This window comes from Actinomadura logoneensis (genome assembly GCF_003428695.1).
GTDB classification, from domain to species: Bacteria; Actinomycetota; Actinomycetes; order Streptosporangiales; family Streptosporangiaceae; genus Spirillospora; species Spirillospora logoneensis.
In genome coordinates, this window is sequence record NZ_QURH01000336.1 from 18,910 (window position 1) to 38,343 (window position 19,434).

The window sequence follows — 19,434 nt, forward strand, 5'->3', positions numbered from 1 at the left end:
GCCATGCGAGTGTTCGTCACGGGCGCGTCCGGATGGATCGGGTCGGCGCTGATCCCGGAACTGCTCGGCGCCGGTCACCAGGTCGTCGGCCTGGCCCGGTCGGACTGCGCGGCGGGCGCCGTCGCCGCAGCGGGGGCCGAGGCGCTGCGCGGCGACGTGGACGACCTGGACGTCCTGCGCGCAGGCGCCGCCGACGCCGACGGGGTGATCCACCTGGCGTTCGACCACGACCTCTCCCGGTTCGAGCAGTCGGCGCGCGCGGACGCGCGGGTGATCGGGGCGCTCTGCGACGAGCTGGCGGGCTCGGGACGGCCGCTGGTCGTCACGTCCGGGACGCCGGTCGTCCCCGGCCGGACGGCGACCGAGCGCGACGAGTCCCTGCCCGGCACTCCCCCGGCGGCGCGCGACGCCAACGCCCGGCTGGCGCTCGACGCGGCGGACCGCGCCGTGCGGTCGTCGGTCGTGCGGCTCCCCCGGTCGGTCCACGGCCGGGACGACGTGCAGGGGTTCGTCGCCCGCATGATCGACACCGCCCGCGCCAAGGGCGTCTCGGGCGAGGTCGGCGACGGCTCCGCCCGCTGGCCGGCGGTGCACGTCGACGACGCGGCGCGCCTGTTCCGCCTCGCCCTCGAAGAGGCTCCGGCGGGGTCGGTGCTGCACGCGGTCGCCGACGAGGGCGTTCCGGTCCACGACATCGCGCTGGCCATCGCCCGCAACCTGGGAGTGCCCATGGCGTCCGTCCCCGCCGCCGAGTTCGGTTTCCTCGGTCCGCTCCTGTCGGTCGACCAACCCGCGTCCAGCATGCTGACGCGCCAGTTGCTGGAATGGCAGCCGACGCGGCCCGGCCTCATCGCCGACCTGGACCGGGGCCACTACTTCGACCAGGCGGTCCAGTGATGGGGAGGGGCACGGCCGCCGGACCGCCCCACGGGCAGACCGCTCAGCGCCAGGCGCGGTCCAGGAAGTCGGCGACGAGTGGGGCGATCTCGGGCAGGTGCGTCTCCAGCGCGAAGTGGCCCGTGTCGAAGAGGTGGAGTTCGGCGTCGGGGACGTCGGCGAGGTAGGCGCGTCCGCCCGGAGCCGGGAAGAACGGGTCGTTCGCGCCCCAGGTGATGAGCGTGGGCGGGGTGTGCTCGCGGAGCCAGGCCTGCCACGCGGCATAGCGCTCGACGTTGGAGTGGTAGTCGAAGGCCAGCGCGACCTGCGCGTCCTTGCGTCCGGGGAGGTCGAGGAAGTGTTGGTCGAGCGTCCATGAGTCGGGCGCGATCGGGTCGGGGTCGGCGACGCCGGTCTCGTACTGGCCGCGCGTGCCGTCCAGGGTGAGCAGTTCGCGGACGGTCCGCTCGGCGTCCGGCTGATCGGGGCGCAGGGCGATGAAGTCGCGGGCGCCGCCGGAGAGTCCGGCCTCGTAGGCGTTGCCGTTCTGGACGACGAGCCCGGCGATCCACTCCGGGTGCCGCGCGGCGAGGCGGAACCCGACCGGCGCGCCGAAGTCGAAGACGTACATCACGAAGCGCCGCAGGCCGAGCCGCTGGACGAATCCCTCGGTGATGTCGGCGAGGCGGTCGAAGGAGTAGGTGAAGCCCACCGGCGCCTCGGTGAAGCCGAAGCCCGGATAGTCGGGAGCGATGAGGCGGTAACGCGAACCGAGGGTGTCGATCAGCCGCCGGAACTGGTGCGAACCGGACGGGAAGCCGTGCAGGAGAAGCAGGACGGGCGCGTCCTGCCGTTCGGGCAGCGACTCCCGGTAGAAGACGCGCACGCCCTCCACGTCCAGGAAGCGGTGGACGGAGCGGGTGACCGGGAGTTGCGCCATGGCTAATGCCTTCCTCCGTTGAAGATGCGTTAGTTATAGCGAGCGGCGATCTAACGGGTCAAGACGACGATGTACCGTTAGGGACATGAGCGACGCCGTGCCCCTGACCGGGGAGCCCCTGGCCCTCGACCTGGTCAACACTCTCGCGGCCGTGGGCGACCTGCTCAGCACGCCCGATGACCTGCGGAGATGGTGCGAGCTTCAGGCCGTACGGCTGCCCGAGGCGCCGGCGACCGACGCGGATGCCCTCGCCGCCGTGCGGACCGTCCGCGAGCACACGGCGCGGGCGCTCGAACGCGTCCGGCACGGCGAACGTCCGGACGACGAGGACGTGCGGGCGCTCAACGACGCGCAACGCGCCGCGCCCGCGATCAACGAGCTGGTGTGGGACGGCTCTGGGCTCATCGCCGAACGCCGCCGGAGCGGTCCGTCCGGTGACCGCCTCGCGGCGCACCTGGCCGAGGCCGCCGTCGAGCTGCTGGCCGATCCGGCGGTGAGCAGGGTCCGGCAGTGCGAGGCGGGCGACTGCGTGATGCTGTTCCTTCCCGCCCATCCGCGCCGCCGCTGGTGCTCCCCGGCCCGCTGCGGCAACCGCGTCCGCGTGGCCCGCCACTACCAGCGCCACAAGGAGCGGTGACCCTGAGGCGGTCGCGGAGCGGTGGCGGAAAAAAATTTGATCATCCCGCGACCGCCGTGACCGGCGCGAAGGCCCCGGAAGCCCTTGCGCACGGCGGTTTTCCGGCTCGGAGAGCTTACGGAAATGATCTTGAAGTTGTAGCGTCGGCTCCGCTGTTTTCGCCTCCGCCGGGACGCGCCGTGCGAGCGGTGCGGCACGTGCCGTGGAGACGCCCCATCGAGATGAGGGAAGAACCGTGAGACGACGCTCCATGTCCGTGCTGGCCCTGGCCGCCTCCCTGCTCGCCTGCACCGTGACCGCCCAGCCCGCACTCGCAGACGGCCGAGATCCCGCGGTGGTCGTACCAATATCGGGCACCAGCCCACTACCCGCCGGTTGTGGCCTGCCCGCCGGCGACGGCTACGTGGCCAACCCGAACACCGAGGTCCAGCCCATGGTGGCGCGGGACCCGAACCGGCCCTGGCATCTCGTCGCGATGTACCACCAGGACCGCTGGAACCGGTACGGCAGTGACGGAGCCGTGGCGGCCGTGTCCGACGACTACGGCGCGACCTGGCACCGGTCGGCCTCGCAGCCCGCGTTCTCCCGGTGCAACGGCGGAACCGACGCAAACGGCGGGAACTACGACGTCACGACCGACCACTGGGTCACGGTGACGCCGTCCGGCACGGCGGTCGCCGCGTCGTTCTCGCTGTCGCGGACCGGCGAGGTGACGGCGATCCTGGTGTCGCGGTCCGGTGACGGCGGCGAGCACTGGGACGCGCCGACGACCCTCGCGAAGGACGTCGACCCGGAGTTCTTCAACGACCGTCCGGCGATCACCGCGGACCCGTACCACCCGGGTGTCGTCTACGCCGTCTGGGACCGGGTCGACACGCAGGCCGACGGCGACTGGGTGCAGCCGGTCTACATGGCGAAGTCGACCGACGACGGGCGGACGTGGAGCACGAAGAAGGTCTACGACTTCCCGACCAACAGCGGCGCCATCGGCACCGTCCTCGAGCCGCTGTCCGACGGCACGCTGCTGATCGGCATGCACCAGGAGACCAACGACGGCGCGGCCACCCAGGTCATCCGCTCGACCGACGGCGGCGCCACGTGGTCGGCGCCGACGCTGGACGTGGCGGCCCCGTTCACGGTCGGCGTCAAGATCCCGGACCCGGACAACTCGGGTGACCCCGTGCGCAACGCGACGCTGCCGCTGCTGGCCTCCAAGCCGAACAGCAAGGTGGTGAACGCGGTCTGGCAGAGCCAGGCGGCGGACGGCACCTTCCACGTCAGCTACGCGAGGTCCGCGGACGGCGGGAACACGTGGTCCACGCCGATCCGCGTGGACAGGACGCCCACCGGTTCGGCCGCCGTCCCGGCGATCGCCGTCTCCCCCGGCGGCACCGTCGCGATCACGTACTACGACTTCCGCAACAACACCTCGGCCGCCACCCTGCCCACCGACTTCTGGGCCGTGACCTGCACGACCGACTGCACCAAGTCGGCGGCGTCGTGGCGCGAGCAGCACATCGAGGGCTCGTTCGACGCGCGCACGCTGCCGTTGACGAGCGCCGGCCGGATGATCGGCGACTACACCGGCCTGGTCTCCACCGGCTCCGGCTTCACGGCCGTCTACGGCGCGACCACCGGCAACACCGCCAACCCCGTCGACATCCACAGCGCGACGTTCTACAACTGACCGCCCCACCACTGACCGACAACGTGCGGCCCGCCGACGCTCCCAGCGCCGACGGGCCGCTTCACATCCAGCCGACTCACCTCACACCGAGTGGTCAGCCCGCAACCCCTTGATGGACGCCACCAGCCCGCCGAACTTCCCCTCGGTCAAGCTCAGGTGACCGATGCTCGGCATCTTGGAGTCCCTAAGCCCCACCCCACGCTCAAGACGCCCCAGCTCAACGCATACCTCGTCGGTTGCTGTGCCGCTATACGAACTCTTTCGCCACTGAACCGTCACGCGACCTCCCCAAGCACTTGAGCGACACCGACGCGAACCATCTACAGAGGCCTTTGCGCAATGTGCAGCCCACCCTGGGGCTGCACCTCGCATCCGGCCGGTTCACCTCACGCCGGGGGTCAGCCCTGCAGCTCCTTGATGCGCGCCACCAGCCCGCCGAACTCGGGCCGGGCCAAGTCCAGGTGTCCCATGCTCGGCTTCTTCGAGTCCCTGAGCCCGACGCCCGACGCAAGCCGTCCGACCTCGACACATACATCGTCATCCGCAGTGCCGCTATAGGAACTCTTTCGCCACTGAATCGTCACGCGTACCTCTCCAAGTACATGCGGAGGATCTCGAGCGAGGCGTCCTCCGACGCAGCCTTAGCCCCGATGCGGTCGAACTTCACAATCATCAGCTTGACCTCTTCCGCCATCTCGATCAAGCGGCCTCCCGCCTGGGCACCGGCGTACGCGATGTCACGCCCCTCGAAGTCGACCAGCTGGAAGGAACCGTCCGCGCCCGGGTGCGCTCCCGCCGAGAAGGGAACGATCCTCAGGATCACGTTCCAGCGCTCGGCAAGGTCGATGAGATGCTGGATCTGGGCCCGCATAGCCTCTCTTCCCCCCACCGGCCGGGCGAGCGCAGCCTCGTCGAGGATGGCCCAAATGTAGGGAGGATCCTCGCGCTCGAAGATGGCGCGCTTTCGCGCTATGCGGCCAGACACGACACGCTCCAGATCTTTGGATGCGCTCAAGCGTGCGTAGGCGCGGGTGTAGTCGTCGGTCTGCAGGAGCAGGGGCACCGCCTGGCCGTGGAAGATCCTGATCTCGTCCGACTTCCGCTCGAACTGGCTGTACTGGCGGAACCAGTTCGGATCGTGCGCGGTCCGGGCGAAGTACAGCAGGAGCTCGAACAGTCCGCCCGTGCCGAGCTTGACGTCGATGCGACGGGCCTGATCCACCTGCAGTTTGTGCCGCCCGGCCTCCATGTTCGAAACACTGGACCGCGCGGCGCCGATGATCTTTCCCCACTGGGCGAGCGAAAGCCCCTCTTTCTCCCGCATGAAGCGGAGATAGAACGCAAGAAAATGCCACATTGAGAGCTTCGGGTCGAGCGGGTCCCGAGTCCTGATCATTTACGCCCCCGTTTTATGTTCTTGGCGATACAGGCGAGCGTAGAACAGCAGAGTCAACCTTGGGGCGTGAATTCAGACATCCGATCCGAGGGCGGCACGATGGTGACGCGGGCGACAGACGACCTGATCATGGCAATGCTGGGCTCACCTGCGGCGGCGGGGCTCGCGCGGACGATGGCGGCCCACAGACTTCGCAAATGGGGCTGTTCTCACATCAACGACGATGCCGCCCTTATCATCGCCGAACTGGTGGCGAACGCGGCCGAGGCGACACCCAACAAGAAGATCCGGTTTCAGCTCAGCCGCGACGCCCATGGGATCGTGATCGCGGTCTGGGATTCCAGTCCCGCCGTTCCGGTCGCCAGGCCGGTCGTCGAACTCACGCTGGAGGACCTCGACATTTCGGAAGAGTCCTTCGACCGGAACGGCGGCTGGGGCCTTCCGATCGTCGAAACTCTGGCAAACAGCTGCGGCTACACGCCCGACCCGTCCGGCGGCAAATGGATCTGGGCCCGCCTCGTCCCCTGACGCGCGGACTCGCGGATCCGGGACGCCGATTCCAAGCCCGAGGTGATGGGTAGATCACGCGGCGTATCAGTCAGGCTGCCCTCGGGGGGAAGTATGGGTGGTTCATGTCGCGGCGGCGCGGTCCGCCGTCTGAGCAGGTCACGAGCGTTCGCGGTCGCCGCGCTGTGCTGTGCGGCGGCAGCGGCGGGCGCGCCCGCGCGTGCGGACGGGCCAGGAAGGACGGATGTCCGGGCTTCGGCGCCGGACGAACTGAAGCTGGACAACTCGTTCCGGCCGGCCTCGGTCGCCGTCGGCGAGATCTCGACACTGACGTTCACGGTCACCGGCGGAGCTCACGTCCGGCGGTGGTCGTTCACCGACCGGCTCTCGCCCGGCCTGAGTCTCACAAGGTCGGCGCGCGTCCGGACCGACTGCGCCACGGAATCCATCACGGCCGACTACGGCCGCAACCGCATCGTCGTGTCCGAGGGCGGACTCAGGCCCGGCCAGAGGGCCTGCAAGGTGATGGTCGGCGTCACCTCAGAGGCGGCGGGCACCTACCGCAACGGCGCAGCGAACATCGCCGACTCCAGCGGGCTCGCGCTTCCGGGGAGCACCGCGGTCACCTTCAGGCCCGTCGGCGGATAGGGCGCGCACGGACGGAATCGGACCCGCGTCCGACAGGACGGCCTTCCGGACGGTCGCGCCGGAGCCTCCGGGAGTCCCGCGCAGACCGCCGGGGTCCGAGGCCCCGCGGATGGTGAAGGCGGACGCCCACGGGCACGTTCCGGTCACCGGCCGACAGAAAAGCATCTTCCGCGCATTCTTCGCGCGGTGATACGAGAGCACGGCGGCGACGTCCATTCGCCGTCGTGCTCTCGCGCTCCCGACCATGCCCTGAATGGCCGAAAAGTAGGCCACCTTCGGGAATGTCCCTCTTCTTATCTCTCCACCGAGCCGTCTTCCACGAGCGAAGACGTTCGCGCTGGTCATGAGCGTGATCACCGGATCGGGACCGTGAGCCCGGCGGTCGTTTTGGGGGCCGTCGAACCCTTTCTCCCACCGACCAGAAAAAGGTCGTTCCAACACCCCGAAGATCGCGATTCTTGACGATCAGTGTCGGATAGATTACGCGCCGTAATGATCATGGGGGCAGGGGAGAAGACATGGGCGGTTCGCGCCGCAGCGGAATGTTCCGCTATCTGGGCAAGTCAAGAGCGTTGGTCGCCGCCGCTCTGTGCGGCGTGCTGATCACCGCGTCGGCATCACCGGCGTCGGGTCGAGCACGACCCGACGCCCCTGTCGGCCACGCCCAAGGCGCGGCCGAGAGGACCGCGCCCACGGGCCCGGCCTCCCCGGACGGCCCCGGGGCGCCCCTCCAGTCGCGGGCCGAGCCGTCGATCCAGCTGACGAAGACGGCCAGCCCGACGACCTTCGACGCGGTGAACCAGACGATCACCTACCGCTACCACGTCACGATCCCCTTCGAGGCCGCCGAGACCCGGAACACCGCCTTCGAGGACTTCCACATCACCGACGACCTGCCCGGGCTGTCGGCGATCGACTGCCCGTCCATGATCCTGGCGCCGGGCGTGAGCTTCGACTGCACCGCCACCTACCGGACGACGCAGACCGACCTGGACAGCGGATCGATCTACAACGTGGCGACCGCGCAGTTCACCGTGCCCGGCGCGTCCGCACCCACGGTGTCGAACCGGGCGGAGGCCACCGTACTCGCCGACACCAACGCGGCGATCACTCTGCGGAAGTCCGCGGACGTCAGCGCGTTCAACGGGCCGAACCAGGCGATCCACTATTCCTACACGCTCACCAACACGGGCAACGTCACCCTGTACAACATCTCCGTCACCGACGCCCTGCCGGGCATCTCGCCGGTGACATGCGACGCGGCGGAACTCGCGCCCGGCGAGAGCACGGTGTGCCATGCCACCTACGTCACCACCCAGGCGGACGTGGACGCGGGTTCCATCCGCAACGTGGCCAGAGCCCTCGCCTACCCGCGCGGCTCGACCGAGCTGGTCGTGTCGGCTCCGGGCGAGCACACCATCCCGGCCAACGTCAACGCCGCACTGACGCTCCGGAAGACGCCCGACCCGATGACCTACAACCGGGTGGGGCAGACGATCACCTACACGTACACGGTCACCAACAACGGCAACGTGACCCTGACCAACGTCGGGGTCACCGACGACCTGCCGGGCCTGTCGCCCATCACCTGCGACACGACGACGCTGGCGCCCGGCGAGAGCACCGAGTGCCGCGCCACCTACCAGATCACCCAGGACGACCTGGAGGCCGGCAGCGTCCGCAACAGGGCGGTCGCGCACGGCACGCCGCCGGCCGGAGCGGGCGGGGTCAACGGAGGGGCCACGCCGATCCAGTCACCGCCGGCGGAGGCCGTCATCACCGCGATGTTCAACCCGGCGATCCACCTGGAGAAGTCGGCCGACCTGGAGTCCTTCTCCGTGCCCGGCCAGACGATCAACTACACCTACACGCTCACCAACATCGGCGACGTGCCGCTGACCGACATCGGGATCAGCGACGACCTGCCGGGGCTGTCGCCCATCACCTGCGACGCGACGTCACTGGCCGTCGGCGCGAGCACCCGGTGCCACGCCCTCTACGTCACGACGCAGGCGGACGTGGACGCCGGGGCCGTCCACAACACGGCGGTCGCCAAGGCCACGCCACCCGTCGGCGAGGCCATCCAGTCGGAGCCGAGCGAGGTCACCGTCCCGGCCGAGCTCAACCCGTCGACAACCCTGCAGAAGACGGCGGACGTGACCCAGTTCACCGGCCCCTACGAGACGATCAACTACACGTACACGGTCACCAACAACGGCAACGTGACCCTGACCAACGTCGGGATCACCGACGACCTGCCGGGGCTGTCGCCCATCTTCTGTGACACCACGATCCTCCCGCCCGGCGAGAGCACCAAGTGTCACGCGACCTACACCACCACCCAGCAGGACGTGAACAACGGCGAGATCCGCAACAGGGCGACCGCGCACGGGACTCCCCCGGGTGCGGGCACGCCCATCGAGTCACCGGCCGACGAGGTCGTCATCACGGGCATCGCCAAGCCCGCGCTCACCGTGGAGAAGTCGGCCTGGCCGACCTCGTTCGACAGCGCGTACCAGCCCATCTTCTACACCTACCGCGTCACCAACACCGGGAACGTCACGCTGACCGACGTCGGCGTCAACGACGACCGCAACCTGCCGGTCTACTGCCCGCAGACCGTTCTGGACCCGGGGCAGAGCGTGGACTGCCAGGCCGTGTACATCACGACGCAGCAGGACGTGGACAACGGCTCCATCACCAACTCGGCGACCGCGCACGGCACACCGCCGGGCGGGGGCGGCCCCATCGAGTCGCAGCCGGACCAGGAGACCATCCTGGCCAATGCCGCTCCCGCGATCACCGTGGAGAAGTCGGCCGAGCCGATGACCTACTCCGCCGCGAACCAGATCATCGCGTACTCGTACCTGGTCACCAACACGGGGAACGTGACGCTGCAGGCCATCGGCATCACCGACGGCCTGGCGGGCCTGTCGCCCATCGTCTGCGACAGCGGGGTGCTGGCTCCCGGCGAGAGCACGGTGTGCCGCGCCACCTACGTCACGACCCAGCAGGACGTGGTCAACGGCTCCATCACCAACTCGGCGACCGCGCACGGCACACCGCCGGGATCCGGCACGCCCGTCGAGTCCCTTCCGTCGGACGTCACCGTGACCGCCGCGACAAACCCGGCGCTCACCATGACGAAGTCGGCGGATCCGATGACGTACAGCAGCGTCGACCAGACGATCACCTTCACCTACCAGGTCACCAACTCGGGCGACACGCCGCTGACCAACGTCGGCATCACCGACGACCTGCCCGGCCTGTCGGCGGTGACGTGCGACACGTCACCGCTGGACCCCGGGGAGGGCACGACCTGCCGGGCCACCTACCGGGTGACCCAGGAGGACCTGGACGCGGGTTCGGTGAGCAACACGGCGACGGCGCACGGCACACCGCCGGACGGGACCACCGTCGAGTCGCAGCCGGACGGGGTGACCGTCACCGCCGAGACCGACGCGGCGATGACCGTGGAGAAGTCGGCCGAGCCGACCACCTTCTCCTCCGCGAATCAGACGATCACCTACACCTACCGCGTCACCAACACCGGCAACGTCACCCTGAACGACGTCGGCATCACCGACGACCTCACGGGACTGTCGAACATCACCTGTGAGACCACGACGCTGGCCCCGGGCGAGCGCACGACCTGCCACGCCACCTACACCACGACCGAGCAGGACCTGCGGAACGGCCAGGTCCACAACACGGCGACCGCGCACGGGACACCCGAGGGCGGCCAGCCCGTCGAGTCGGGGCCGTCGGAGGCCACCGTCACGGCCACGCCCACCCCGGCCGCGGAGATCGCGGTGGAGAAGTCGGCGGAACCGGCGGCCTTCTCCGCCGCGGACGAGAGGATCACCTACACCTACCGCGTCACCAACACCGGGGAGGCGACGCTGCACGACGTCGGCGTCACCGACGACCTCGCGGGACTGTCGAACATCACCTGTGAGGCCACGACGCTGGCCGCCGGGCAGAGCACCACCTGCTCGGCCACGTACACGACGACGCAGGCGGACGTCGACCGCGGCGGCGTCCGCAACGTGGCGACCGCGCACGGCACGCCTGAGGGCGGGGAACCCGTCGAGTCGCCGTCGTCGGAGGTCACGGTCCCGTTCAGGCCCGGCGAGCAGGCGGGGATGAGCGTGCGCAAGAGCGCCGAGCCGAGGACGTTCTCGCGGGCGGGCCAGGAGATCCGCTACTCCTACCGGGTGACCAACACCGGCACCGTGCCGCTCACCGACATCGGGGTCACCGACCGGATGAGCGGCCTCTCGGAGGTCACCTGCCCGAGTGCGGAACTCGCGCCGGGCGAGAGCATGACCTGCACGGCCACCTACACCACGACCGAGGAGGACGTGCGGCGCGGCTCGATCCGCAACAGCGCCACCGTGCACGGCAGGACGCCCCACGGAGAGCCGGTCGAGTCTCCTCCGTCCACGTCCACGGTGCACAGGTCCGGCAAGGCCGGGATCACGGTGCGCAAGAGCGTCCGGCCGAAGACGTTCTCGCACGTGGGACAGGTCCTGCACTTCAGCTACCGGGTGACCAACACGGGCACCGTGACGCTGCGGGACGTCCGGGTCGAGGACGCCCTGCCCGGTCTGTCGGCGGTCCGCTGCCCGACGCGGACGCTCGCGCCGAGGGAGTCGATGACCTGCACCGCCGCGTACCGCGTCCGCGCCGGGGACCTGAGGCGCGGGGCCGTGCGGAACCGCGCGGTCGCCGAGGGGACGCCGCCGGGATCGCGCGTCCCGGTGGCCTCCAGGCCCGCCAGGGTGACCGCCTACGGGCACGTCCCGGTCACCGGCTGACAGGAGGCGCCGTCCGCGCTTCCCGCGTGACGGCATGAAGGCACGGCGGCGAGCTCATCGCCGCCGTGCTTTCGTGTTTCGTACCGGACAGCCTCCGGTCTCGTGTCGGACAGCCTCGGGTCTCGTGTCGGACAGCGTCTGGACCGTCGCCGACCGGTCTCGGGGCGTGTCGCCAGGCGGTTTGTTCTGCATGGATCGCTTCCTCCTGTTTTGCGGGCAGACGGGACCTGAAGATCGCGATTCCCAACGATCTGTGATAGATGCGCCACCTCCCGTATTGATCATGAGCGCGAAGAACGCGTGCGCGGCGGTCGGCTGTCGGCGATCCGCTGCGGGCAGCGGACGCTGCGTCCGGGCGAGAAGCGACGACCTGCACGGCCTTCTAGCGCGTCACCCGGCACGACGTGAAGGCCGGATTCGTCCGGAACATGGCCTACTCCGCGGGCTTCCCGTCCGGGCGGCGGAACCGGTGTGCTCCAGGTGGATGAAGGCCCCCGCCTACGGCCACGTCGCCGTGACCGGATAGCCGCGACCGCGGAGCCGCGACCGCGAAGTTGTGACCGTGGCGCACCTCAGGCCGCGCGGTCAGGCGAGGCGGGACGAGCACGGTGACGGCGTCGGCCGTCACCGTGCTCGCGTGCTTCCGACTCCCAGTCGCGGACCCACGGGACGGTCCGCCTCAGGAGCGCGCCAGATCGTCCGCGAGGCGGGCGGTGATGGCTTGGAGGACCCGGGCGGTGACCGCCAGTTCCTCCGGGGTGGCCGCGCCGTAGGCACGGCTGATGGTCTCGGCCCTCGCGGCCCGGACGGTGCCGACCAGGGCCTGGCCGGTGCCGGTGGCCCGGATGTCGCCGTCCGGGAGAAGCTCCACATATCCGCTGGCCAGCAGCGCGTCGAGGGCCTCCTCGACGGCGGTTTCGGGCCACCGGGTGAGGCCGGCGACGCGCGCGGTGTGGGCCTCGCGGCCGGTCGGGGCGGTGAGCTGGCTGAGGGTGATCCACTGCCGCTCGTCCAGCGTGGTCCCGCGCAGGGCCCGCGCCAGGACCGCGGTGTGGTGCTTCTCGACCTGGCCGATGATCTTCGGGGTCAACGTCGCGTTCATGAGTCCATATTGGCACTCAGTTTCATTTGTGGTCAAGCGTCATCAGAGGCACCGTCCCCTCACTGGCGGGCGAAGAACTCGAGGAGTTCGGGCGCGAGGGCCGCGGCGGAGACGTCGTGGGCCTGGTCCGGGAGCACCCGGTGGACGGCGCCCGGGATGCCCCGGGCCACGGTCGTTCCCGCGGCGCGCATCCACGCGGGACTGTCCCGTCCGTTCAGCACGAGGACGGGCCGGGCGATCGCGGCCGCCGTCCGGGTGGGGAACGCGTTGCCCGGCCCCATCACCACCGCCTCATAGACGAGGGTCCGGGCCAGCGTCTCCATCCACGGCCAGGACGGCCCCGCCCGCAGCGCCGCGACGGCGGCGGGCGGGACCTCGGCGGCCCGCGCCATGAACAGCTCCACCGCGTCACCCCGGGCCCCCGCGTCGACCAGGGCGGCGAGCCGGGCGGCGAAGTCGTCCGGCAGGACGGGCGCGCCGGCGCCCACGTGGTACGGCGGCTCCCACAGGGCCAGCCGGGTGACGGCGGGGAGCCGGGCGGCGGCCTCCAGCGCGAGCGCCGCGCCGGAGGAGCCGCCGAACACCATCGCCGAGCCGCCCGCCGCCGCGATGACGGCGGCGAGGTCGTCGATCTCGCGCCGGAGCGCGTAGGGAGGGGTGTCCCCGCTGTCCCCGCGGCCACGGCGGTCGTAGTTGAACACCGTGAACCACGGGGACAGGATCCGCGCCACCTCGGCGAGCGTCGGATGGGACCGGCCCGTCATCGCGCCGTGGACGAGCACGACCGCCGGTCCCGTGCCGGTGACGTCGTAGGCGATCGGCGTCCCGTCCGCGGACACCACCGTGCCGGTCGAGACGCGGCCGGGGGCCGTCGTCACCTCACTTCTCCGGGGCGGCCAGGCACAGCGCGGACCACTGGTGGCCGTCCGGGTCGGCGAAGCCGCGCTGGTACCGGCCGCCCTCGGTCATGGGCTCGCCGACGGCGGAGGCCCCGGCGGCGAGCGCCTTGTCGACCAGCTCGTCCACCTCCTTGGGGTCGGCCAGGCCGAGCACCAGGATCATCTGGGTGCTCTTGGCGGGGTCGGCGACCTGGTGCTGCGCGTAGCCGGCGAAGGTGGGCTGGGCCAGCAGCATCACCTGGGTGCGCTCGCTGATGATCACGGACGCCATGTCCTCGGTCATGCCGTAGAAGTCGAAGCCGAGCGCGGTGAAGAACTCCTTGGAGCGCTCGAGGTCGCTGACGGGCAGGTTCACGAAGAGCGTGGTGGACATCGAGGTTGCGCCTTTCTTCGGGTGTCTTGTGGCGACAAGTCTTCCGATCAGGGCGTCCCCGGGCTTGGCGATGAGCGCCAGGGGCTTGACGATCCGTGCCACGCCCGGATGCCGCGAGCGATGTCCCAGCCGAGGCCGAGCGGAGGGGGCGGTGCACCGGGCCGGCCGCCTCCGCTGCGTGCGTGTCAGACGCTCGGCATCAGGGCGCTGCGGCGGTACTCGACGGGCGACACCCCGTAGGCCCGCCGGAACAGGCGGCTGAAGTGCGCCGGGTCGGGCATGCCCCAGCGTGCCGCGACGCTGCTCACCGGCTGGTGCGCCATGGCAGGGTCGGCGAGGTCGCGGCGGCAGCGCTCAAGCCGCCGGTGGCGGATCCACGCCGCGACCGTGGTGTGCTCGGTCTCGAACAGCCGGTGCAGGTGGCGCACCGAGACGTGGTGGGCCGCCGCGACCGCCGCCGGGTCGAGGGCCGCGTCGCCGAGGTGCTGTTCGACGAACGCGTGGACGCGGCGCAGCAGCACGCGCTCGCGGGTCTCCGGCGCCAGCGCCGCGACCTTCGCGGACCGCTCGGCGAGGGTCATGTCGAGCAGGTCCGTCACCACGCCGGGCAGCCGGGACGAGCCCGCCGCGCGGTAGGTCTCGGCGTCCTCGGCCACCCGGCGCAGCAGGGGCGCGGCGAGCGCCGCGCTGCCCTCGTCCGGCCCGATGGGGACGGCGGTGAGGTGGCGCACCGAGTCGGCGGGGACGGTGAGCAGCGGGCGGGCGAAGCTGAAGACCGCCAGCTGGACGGCCGAGTCGTAGACCAGCTCGTAGGGGCGGGAGAAGTCGTAGAGCGCCAGGTCCCCGGCGCGCAGCCGCGCGGTCCGGCCGTCCTGGCCGAGCAGGACCGTGCCCGAGACGGCCAGCACGACCCGGTAGTGGTCGGGGTCGTCCCGCCGGATCAGCCCCGGTGTGCGGTGCACGCTGTGCGGGGTCGAGGTCTCGATCCGGCCGACCCCGAGCGGTCCGAGCTGGACCGCCTCGATCTGCCCGTGCAGCGGGGCGTCCCGGTCCATCCGCACGTCCAGCGGGCCGAGCGTCTCGCACACGATGCCCAGCCAGGCGTCCACCCGCTCCGCGGCGGGCACGTCACCGGCACGGATCAGGACGGCCAAGGCCACCTCCCCGAAAGAATCGCCCCATCGTAGGGCCGACCAGGCGGTACCCGGAAGATCATCCAGGGTGCGCGCAGCCCGCCGTTCCGGTCAGTCCGCCAGGGGGAGGAGGTCCGGGCCGTCCCGCTCGGCGGCGAGGGTCACGACGCGCAGCAGGTCCGAGAGCTGGCGGCGCTGCGCCGGGGTGAGGGCCGACAGCAGGACGTGCTCGCCGGACGAGCGGTCCTCGTACACCGACTCCCACACCTCCCGCGCCTTGGCCGTCAGCCGGACGAGCAGGCGGCGGCGGTCGTCCGGATCCGGGATCCGGTCCACGTAGCCGTCGCGTTCGAGGCGTTCGAGGCGGTTGGTGAGGGTGGCCGGGCGGACGTCCAGGACCTCGGCGAGCCAGGTCGGACTCGCCTGGTAGGGGGCTCCGGCGTTGCGCAGCCACCAGATGACCTCGTACTGCCAGTCCTGGAGTCCGTGCCCGGCCAGGGAGCTCTCGCGCTCGTGCCGCAGCCGCCGGACGATCGCCTGCATGCGGGTGACCGCGCCCTCCACGTCCGGGTCGAGGTCGGGCAGCTCACGGGACCAGAACGCGATGTGCCGGTCGATGGAGTCCTGTGCCATGAGGAGATATTACCATTTCAGATATTTCCATTTCGTAGTACTGTCTCGGCCCGTCACCCCCGACGACGAGGAGGACCGCCATGCCACTCTGGCCCGACGACCTGGCCGGACACGTCCACGAGCACACCTTCGACAGCGTCCTGCTGCGCGGCAACCCGCTCGGCGACCCGCACGAACGGCCGCTCTGGGTGTACACGCCGCCCGGTTACGACGACGACCCCGACCGCCGCTACCCGGTCGTGTACATGCTGCTCGGCTTCACCGGCCAAGTGCAGGCGTGGAGCCGCGCCACCTCCGCCTACCGCGATCCGGTGCCGGTCGCCGTGGACCGGCTGTTCGCGCGCGGCGAGGCGCCGCCCGCGATCCTGGTGTTCGTGGACGCGTTCACCACCTACGGCGGCAGCCAGTACGTCGACTCGCCCGGCACCGGCCGCTACCACTCCTACCTGTGCGACGAGGTCGTCCCGTGGGTGGACGCGCACTACCGGACGCTGGCGTCCCGCGACCACCGCGGGATCGCGGGCAAGTCCAGCGGCGGGCTCGGCGCGGCCATCACGTCGATGACGCGGCCCGACCTGTTCGGCGCGTTCGCCACCCACTCGGGCGACTCGCTGTCGGAGGCGCAGTACACGCCGCACTTCTACAAGGCCGTCCGTGACCTGCGCGCCTACGACGGCGACATCTTCACCTGGTGGGAGGACTTCCGGTCGCGCGTCGCGTTCACCAAGGCGGAGGACCTGCGGCTGCTGGAGATCCTCGGCGTCTCGGCATGCTTCTCCCCCGCCGAGGACGGCACGCCCCTGCTCCCCTTCGACCCGGCGACGGGCGCGCTCCGGCCGGACGAATGGGGGCGCTGGCTCGACCGGGACCCGGTCAGAATGGCCCCGGCCCACGCGGAAGCGCTGCGGTCGATGCGCGGCATCTGGATCGACGCCGGGACGCACGACGAGTGGTTCCTCGACCTGGGCGCCACGGCGTTCCGGCGGGCGGTCGCCGACGCCGGCGTGCCCGACGACCGGGTCTACTTCGAGCTGTTCGACGGCGGCCACATCGCGGTCGAGTACCGGCAGCCGCCGGGGGTCGCCTGGCTCTCGCGCGTCCTCAGCGCCCCGGTGGCGGACGACTGACGCACCACCCCGGAACCGACCGGCCGTCGCCGCGGCATCAGCGGCCGGTCGGTTCCGGCCGGTCGGTTCCGGCCGGTCGGTTCCGGCCGGTCGAAGGGCGGTCAGCGGCGGGTGAGTGCGCGGGTGACGCCCGCGGCCACCGTGGACACCAGGATCCAGCCGACCGCGACGAGCACGAACGAGAACCACTGCGCCGCGCCCGCCGGGTTGAAGGCGTACTTCTGCCCCAGCGTCACCAGCGGAAGCATGAGGTCGAGGGTGTAGACGAACGGGTTGAAGTGCGGCGCCTCGTCCTTCTTCAGCGGGGCGGGGTGCTCCATGGAGAAGACCATCGTGCCGACGGTCAGGAAGAACGCCACCCACGCGGCGGCGAGCCACGGCCGGTAGCCGTAGCCGACCGTGACGTCCTGGAGAAGGCTCCACGCGCGCGCCACGGGCGGCCTGAACCGGCGCTGGCCGCGCTCGCGCTCGTAGAGGATGCGCTGCGCCTGGGACTGCCGTCCCAGCTGGACGTACATCGCGGCGAGCTGGTCGCACGCCTGGGGGCGCTGGTCGATCGGCGCGCGCTCCACCCATCGGAGGCGTTCGCGGGCCGTCAGCACCGGTTGCAGCGTCTCGTACACGAAGCCGTCCATGCTCAGCTCCTCCGGCCAGCCCGCGGGGAGGTCGCGCAGGACGGTCAGCCGGGCGCCGTCGAGCACCACCCTGCCCTCGACGGGGGCAGCGGGCAGGAGGGCGAGTTCGGTCGCCCGGACCCCGGAGACGTCCAGGGCGGTGCCGCCGGGGCACCGCAGCTCGCTCTCCCTCATGTCGATGCCGAGACGGAAGCGGCTGTCCACGAGGCGGACCTCGCGGTCGGCCGACAGTCTCACCAGGCGGATGCTGGAGGCGACCTGGTTGCGGGTGAAGCGGAACGCGACCCCGGTGGCGCTGCCGCCCAGCCGCATCCGGGCCGCGAGCACGCTGCCCGCCATGCGGCTGTTGCTGACGCGGATCTCGCCTTCGGCCCGCAGCCCGCCCAGCCGCAGGGTGCCGCCGACGTCGCCGTTCTCCATGTCCAGGCAGACGCCGTCCCGGCCGGGGCCGAGGGACGCCTCGACCAGGCTGAGCTCCCCGGCGACGCGCGCGCCGCCGAACCGGATCTCGCCGCCGAGGACGGACAGGCGGGGCGCCTCGAAGTGCCCGACGGCGGCGCGCTCGAGGGTGAGGGCGGCGCGTCCGGCACCGTCCAGGCACGCGTCGGGGAGGTGCACTCCCCCGTCGAAGTGGACGCCGGTCAGGTTCATCTCGCCCTCGATCGTCAGCCCCTTCTCGCACCAGAGCGCGCCGGTGAGGTGGGCGCGGGGGCCGTTCAGCGCGAGGCCGCCGGGGTTGCTGAGCCGGGCGCGGGGCAGCACCATCGGCCCGCGGATCTCGGCGCTGCGCATCCTGACCTCGCCCAGCGTCTCCAGGCGCGTGCCGTCGAACCCCTCGCCGATGTCGGTGTTGTCGATGTCGAGCGCCACCGCCCCCCGGCTGTGGAGGCGGGCGCGGGGAAGGTCGCAGACGCCGGTGATCCGGGCGCCGCGCAGCACGACCGGGCCGTCCGCGGTCAGGTCGGCGCACGCCAGGTCGCCGCGGACCGAGACGCCCTCGGCGTCGATCGCGGTGCCGTGCCCGGACCGTCCGACGGCCGCGCCGTGCAGCCGGATCCCGCCGGTGACCTCGGCCTGGGCGAGCCGGATGCCGCGGTCGACCACGGTGGCGCGCAGGTCCAGCACCCCCTCGACCCGGACGCGCGGCGCGTTGAGCTGGTCCAGGCGGCTGCCCACGAGCCGGACGGTGCGGGTGGCGGCCTCGGCCAGCCGCAGCGGCGCGTCGAAGACGCAGTCCTCGCAGACCAGCGCCACGTCGAGCGCGGCGCCCATCAGGTCGAGCCTCCCGGTGACGGTGGCCCCCCGGAGCCGGACGGCGGCCAGCTCCCCCGGCTCGCGGTCGCGCCCGCCGAGCAGCAGCCGCCGGAGGACCCCGGCGCGGACGGTCCGGTCGGCGGCGGCCGTGAGGTCGGCCCACGCGCCGGTCGGGAACGCGTCCCAGAGAAGACGTTCGGAAGCGGTCAGATCGTCGGGAGCCACGGGGTCATTCTGGGGCGGCGCCGCCGTCCGGGCCAGGCTCGCCGGGGAACAGGACGGGGCTGAGCCGGTAGCGGCGTTCGACCGCGCCGCGCACGCGCCGCTCGTCCGCGACCTCCAGGACTCTCCCGGCGGCGAGCGCGTCCACGTGGCGGTAGACGGTGGCCTTGGAGACGTCCGGGATCAGTTCGGCGAGGCGCGAGGTCGTCAGGACGCGGTCGCCGCGCAGGCCGTGCCCGTGGACGGACTCGTGCTGCTCGCGGCGGACGCCGAGCCCATGCGCCGCGCGGCGGTACGGGTGTCGCGGCATCTGGCGTCGCTCGACCCGGCGTACGCGGACTTCGCGGCGCGGATCGAGCAGCAGGTCGCGGCGCTGGACGCACTGACCCCGGACACGCCGTCCGCCGAGCTGCCGTTCGGCCTGCCCGCGTCCTACTGGGCGGATCTGCTCCCTACGACCCGGTGGCGACCGCGGAGGCGCTCGGCCTGCCGATGTCCGTCGCCCAGGGCGGCCGGGACTCCCAGGTGACCGTCGCCGACGACGT

19 protein-coding genes are annotated in these 19,434 nt (G+C 71.4%); 8 read left to right on the forward strand and 11 right to left on the reverse strand.

Annotated elements, in window-relative coordinates; genetic code table 11:
- Nucleotides 1-3: 3 nt before the first annotated feature.
- Nucleotides 4-897, forward strand: coding sequence for an SDR family oxidoreductase (locus DZF91_RS22035; RefSeq protein ID WP_117359345.1), 894 nt, complete (start codon nucleotides 4-6; stop codon nucleotides 895-897).
- A gap of 43 nt (nucleotides 898-940) precedes the next feature.
- Here DZF91_RS22035 and DZF91_RS22040 read toward each other — a convergent pair whose 3' ends face one another.
- Nucleotides 941-1,816, reverse strand: coding sequence for an alpha/beta fold hydrolase (locus DZF91_RS22040; protein ID WP_117359346.1), 876 nt, complete (start codon nucleotides 1,814-1,816; stop codon nucleotides 941-943).
- An 85-nt stretch (nucleotides 1,817-1,901) separates the two neighbouring features.
- Here DZF91_RS22040 and DZF91_RS22045 point away from each other — a divergent pair, with 85 nt between their 5' ends.
- Nucleotides 1,902-2,453, forward strand: a complete 552-nt coding sequence (locus DZF91_RS22045) for a CGNR zinc finger domain-containing protein (protein WP_117359347.1) — start codon at nucleotides 1,902-1,904, stop codon at nucleotides 2,451-2,453.
- A gap of 235 nt (nucleotides 2,454-2,688) precedes the next feature.
- Entirely contained in the window at nucleotides 2,689-4,140 is a 1,452-nt protein-coding gene (locus tag DZF91_RS22050; RefSeq protein WP_147341257.1) for a sialidase family protein, read from the forward strand.
- A gap of 81 nt (nucleotides 4,141-4,221) precedes the next feature.
- Here DZF91_RS22050 and DZF91_RS22055 read toward each other — a convergent pair whose 3' ends face one another.
- From DZF91_RS22055 to DZF91_RS22065, 3 genes are read right to left on the reverse strand one after another with little or no spacing between them, the layout of a single operon-like run.
- Nucleotides 4,222-4,512, reverse strand: coding sequence for a DUF397 domain-containing protein (locus tag DZF91_RS22055; RefSeq protein ID WP_117359349.1), 291 nt, complete (start codon nucleotides 4,510-4,512; stop codon nucleotides 4,222-4,224).
- A gap of 26 nt (nucleotides 4,513-4,538) precedes the next feature.
- A complete protein-coding gene (locus DZF91_RS22060; RefSeq protein ID WP_117359350.1) occupies nucleotides 4,539-4,724 on the reverse strand; it encodes a DUF397 domain-containing protein in 186 nt (61 codons plus the stop codon).
- Entirely contained in the window at nucleotides 4,721-5,536 is an 816-nt protein-coding gene (locus DZF91_RS22065; RefSeq protein ID WP_328589192.1) for a helix-turn-helix domain-containing protein, read from the reverse strand. The genes DZF91_RS22060 and DZF91_RS22065 overlap by 4 nt, the downstream gene beginning before the upstream one ends.
- Nucleotides 5,537-5,602: 66 nt before the next feature.
- Here DZF91_RS22065 and DZF91_RS22070 point away from each other — a divergent pair, with 66 nt between their 5' ends.
- From DZF91_RS22070 to DZF91_RS22080, 3 genes are all read left to right on the forward strand, one after another.
- Nucleotides 5,603-6,064, forward strand: coding sequence for an ATP-binding protein (locus tag DZF91_RS22070; protein WP_158588008.1), 462 nt, complete (start codon nucleotides 5,603-5,605; stop codon nucleotides 6,062-6,064).
- 93 nt (nucleotides 6,065-6,157) lie between these two features.
- A complete protein-coding gene (locus DZF91_RS22075) occupies nucleotides 6,158-6,691 on the forward strand; it encodes a DUF7933 domain-containing protein (protein ID WP_117359353.1) in 534 nt (177 codons plus the stop codon).
- Between the two features lie 518 nt (nucleotides 6,692-7,209).
- Nucleotides 7,210-11,511, forward strand: coding sequence for a DUF7507 domain-containing protein (locus tag DZF91_RS22080; protein WP_147341259.1), 4,302 nt, complete (start codon nucleotides 7,210-7,212; stop codon nucleotides 11,509-11,511).
- Between the two features lie 679 nt (nucleotides 11,512-12,190).
- On the opposite strand, the gene DZF91_RS22085 is transcribed toward DZF91_RS22080, so the two are convergent.
- From DZF91_RS22085 to DZF91_RS22105, 5 genes are all read right to left on the reverse strand, one after another.
- A complete protein-coding gene (locus DZF91_RS22085; RefSeq protein ID WP_117359355.1) occupies nucleotides 12,191-12,613 on the reverse strand; it encodes a hypothetical protein in 423 nt (140 codons plus the stop codon).
- A gap of 59 nt (nucleotides 12,614-12,672) precedes the next feature.
- The gene (locus tag DZF91_RS22090; RefSeq protein ID WP_117359356.1) at nucleotides 12,673-13,491 is read right to left on the reverse strand and encodes an alpha/beta fold hydrolase; all 819 of its coding nucleotides are present in this window, start codon (nucleotides 13,489-13,491) and stop codon (nucleotides 12,673-12,675) included.
- A gap of 1 nt (nucleotide 13,492) precedes the next feature.
- Nucleotides 13,493-13,885, reverse strand: a complete 393-nt coding sequence (locus DZF91_RS22095) for a VOC family protein (protein WP_117359357.1) — start codon at nucleotides 13,883-13,885, stop codon at nucleotides 13,493-13,495.
- Between the two features lie 185 nt (nucleotides 13,886-14,070).
- Nucleotides 14,071-15,039 carry an AraC-like ligand-binding domain-containing protein gene (locus DZF91_RS22100; RefSeq protein ID WP_117359358.1) on the reverse strand — a complete coding sequence of 323 codons (969 nt, stop codon included), beginning with the start codon at nucleotides 15,037-15,039 and terminating at the stop codon, nucleotides 14,071-14,073.
- A gap of 90 nt (nucleotides 15,040-15,129) precedes the next feature.
- Entirely contained in the window at nucleotides 15,130-15,651 is a 522-nt protein-coding gene (locus tag DZF91_RS22105) for a MarR family winged helix-turn-helix transcriptional regulator (protein ID WP_117359359.1), read from the reverse strand.
- A gap of 80 nt (nucleotides 15,652-15,731) precedes the next feature.
- On the opposite strand from DZF91_RS22105, the gene DZF91_RS22110 reads away from it, so the two are divergent.
- Nucleotides 15,732-16,778, forward strand: coding sequence for an alpha/beta hydrolase (locus DZF91_RS22110; protein WP_117359360.1), 1,047 nt, complete (start codon nucleotides 15,732-15,734; stop codon nucleotides 16,776-16,778).
- A gap of 101 nt (nucleotides 16,779-16,879) precedes the next feature.
- Here the strand turns inward: DZF91_RS22110 and DZF91_RS22115 are convergent, their stop codons facing one another.
- Nucleotides 16,880-18,892, reverse strand: a complete 2,013-nt coding sequence (locus tag DZF91_RS22115) for a hypothetical protein (RefSeq protein ID WP_117359361.1) — start codon at nucleotides 18,890-18,892, stop codon at nucleotides 16,880-16,882.
- Nucleotides 18,893-18,896: 4 nt separating this feature from the next.
- Nucleotides 18,897-19,199: a helix-turn-helix domain-containing protein gene (locus tag DZF91_RS41265; RefSeq protein ID WP_199486796.1), complete on the reverse strand. Its 303-nt coding sequence runs from the start codon at nucleotides 19,197-19,199 to the stop codon at nucleotides 18,897-18,899.
- Here DZF91_RS41265 and DZF91_RS39005 point away from each other — a divergent pair.
- Nucleotides 19,188-19,418 carry a hypothetical protein gene (locus tag DZF91_RS39005; protein ID WP_147341260.1) on the forward strand — a complete coding sequence of 77 codons (231 nt, stop codon included), beginning with the start codon at nucleotides 19,188-19,190 and terminating at the stop codon, nucleotides 19,416-19,418. The genes DZF91_RS41265 and DZF91_RS39005 overlap by 12 nt on opposite strands.
- Nucleotides 19,419-19,434 lie beyond the last annotated feature (16 nt).

What these genes read in the sequence shown, in the direction of transcription:
- DZF91_RS41265 (WP_199486796.1), bottom strand. Translation starts at nt 19,199, where the DNA reads ATGCCGCGACACCCGTACCGCCGCGCGGCGCATGGGCTCGGCGTCCGC.
- DZF91_RS22110 (WP_117359360.1), top strand. Translation starts at nt 15,732, where the DNA reads ATGCCACTCTGGCCCGACGACCTGGCCGGACACGTCCACGAGCACACC.
- DZF91_RS22035 (WP_117359345.1), top strand. Translation starts at nt 4, where the DNA reads ATGCGAGTGTTCGTCACGGGCGCGTCCGGATGGATCGGGTCGGCGCTG.
- DZF91_RS22055 (WP_117359349.1), bottom strand. Translation starts at nt 4,512, where the DNA reads ATGCGAGGTGCAGCCCCAGGGTGGGCTGCACATTGCGCAAAGGCCTCT.
- DZF91_RS22080 (WP_147341259.1), top strand. Translation starts at nt 7,210, where the DNA reads ATGGGCGGTTCGCGCCGCAGCGGAATGTTCCGCTATCTGGGCAAGTCA.
- DZF91_RS22095 (WP_117359357.1), bottom strand. Translation starts at nt 13,885, where the DNA reads ATGTCCACCACGCTCTTCGTGAACCTGCCCGTCAGCGACCTCGAGCGC.
- DZF91_RS22065 (WP_328589192.1), bottom strand. Translation starts at nt 5,536, where the DNA reads ATGATCAGGACTCGGGACCCGCTCGACCCGAAGCTCTCAATGTGGCAT.
- DZF91_RS22075 (WP_117359353.1), top strand. Translation starts at nt 6,158, where the DNA reads ATGGGTGGTTCATGTCGCGGCGGCGCGGTCCGCCGTCTGAGCAGGTCA.
- DZF91_RS22085 (WP_117359355.1), bottom strand. Translation starts at nt 12,613, where the DNA reads ATGAACGCGACGTTGACCCCGAAGATCATCGGCCAGGTCGAGAAGCAC.
- DZF91_RS22105 (WP_117359359.1), bottom strand. Translation starts at nt 15,651, where the DNA reads ATGGCACAGGACTCCATCGACCGGCACATCGCGTTCTGGTCCCGTGAG.
- DZF91_RS22045 (WP_117359347.1), top strand. Translation starts at nt 1,902, where the DNA reads ATGAGCGACGCCGTGCCCCTGACCGGGGAGCCCCTGGCCCTCGACCTG.
- DZF91_RS22040 (WP_117359346.1), bottom strand. Translation starts at nt 1,816, where the DNA reads ATGGCGCAACTCCCGGTCACCCGCTCCGTCCACCGCTTCCTGGACGTG.